Origin of the sequence: Streptomyces sp. NPDC127092, from assembly GCF_042722475.1 — a bacterium.
Classification (GTDB): Bacteria; Actinomycetota; Actinomycetes; order Streptomycetales; family Streptomycetaceae; genus Streptomyces.
On the sequence record NZ_JBHXFE010000104.1, the window covers coordinates 1861 to 3378 of the forward strand.

Consider the following 1518-nt stretch of genomic DNA (forward strand, 5'->3'; position numbering starts at 1 on the left):
TCCTACTCCTACCTCGACCTCTTCGGAAAGCTCCTCCGATGCGAGCACCCCCCGGCCCCGGACCTGGGCGAGTACGACCTGCGCTTGTTCACGGACTTCGGCGCGATGCGTGAGGCGATCCGTGCGCGCGACACCGAGTTCACCCTCGCCCGTCTTGCCGCCGGGTTCGCCTGGAAGTGGCAGAGCAAGGGCTTCCGCACGAATCCGTCGAAGCCGGACTGGGACATCGAGCTCGACGGGGTACAGATGCCGTGGAACGTCGCCGACACCGACTGGGTCGACTCCCCCGGCTCACTCGACGAGATCGGCTCCATCCACACCCTCCAGGGGTACGACCTCAACTACGCCGGCGTCGTCATCGGCCCCGACCTGCAGTGGGACGACACGGCCCAGCGGGTGGTCTTCTCCCGTGCCGACTATGCGGACACGGGTGGCAAGAAGAACAACGGCTACCTCAGCCGCACCTACTCGGACGAGGACCTGCGCGAGTACGTCATCAACATCTACAACGTGCTCCTGACGCGCGGCGTCCGCGGGACCTACCTGTACGTCGTGGACGAGGGTCTCCAGGAGCAGTTCGCCCGCTGGTTCCCAGGCATCGACGAACTCGGCGTGACGTCAGCGGCCTTCGGCGTCCCTCCGGGTGGCCGTCCGGGCGAGGTCCTGCGCGCCGTCGATGTCGGCTACTCGGCGGAGACCGAGTTCATCCTCTCCACGGACGACCTCGAGCAGGCCCGTCGTCGTGCTGCGGAGCTCCGCCGTTCCCGGAGGCGGACCGGCGAGTGATGCTCGGCAACCTCGGGAATCATCTGCGCATCTGACCCTTCTGACCAGGCCCGCGGCCGCCAGAAGGGGCAGATGCGCAGAAGATTCCGGCTCCGGTTCGGACCCGATGAAGGCCGCTCAGACCAGATGAGAGCGGGTGTTGGAGAAGACCCAGCCCATGGCCCAGGCGGCCGGGGATCTGGACTGGGTGTTCCCCGGGGAGATGGCAGACCCTCCGGCGGCCAGACTCACGCACCGAGGCCCCGGTCTGCATCACAGTGAACGATGCATCCCGGGGCCTCGGTCGAAGGCTGCGGCCCGTGAGACGTCAGCTCTCGGCGGCCTGGCCCTCCTCCGCGCGGAGCATGGCCTCGAAGGTGGCATCTGGCTCACCGCGGAAGAAGTCCCGGCCGTAGATCACGAGGCAGAGGATGACGCCCGTCGCCAGGCCCCATGCGGCACCGTTGGACGCCAGCACCGCCGCGGTGACTCCCGCAATTCCCAGATCCTTGACGCTGCGGGCCTCCATGATGCCGACCTTCACGGACACGAATCCCTGGATGAGCAGGGTCAGGGCCAGAGCCACCCCGAGCACCGGCTGCACCAGCGTCACGATCGGCAGCAGCAGGAGCCCGGTGTTCGTGCCCCACCGGAACGACCCTGCCCCGCCGAAGATCGACTTCATGGCCTTGCGGCCCTCCTTGTAGCGCTCCACGATCACGACGTGCATGGCAGACCAGATCGGTCCGCACA

General features: G+C 67.5%; 1 protein-coding gene and 1 pseudogene. One reads left to right on the forward strand and one right to left on the reverse strand.

What is annotated here, in order from left to right:
* The coding region (locus tag ACFWJO_RS37435; RefSeq protein WP_386872585.1) for a DNA/RNA helicase domain-containing protein at window positions 1-786 on the forward strand (786 nt) is incomplete at its 5' end.
* 307 nt (window positions 787-1093) lie between these two features.
* On the opposite strand, the pseudogene ACFWJO_RS37440 reads toward ACFWJO_RS37435, so the two are convergent.
* A pseudogene (locus ACFWJO_RS37440) lies at window positions 1094-1518 on the reverse strand (hypothetical protein); the annotation flags it as partial.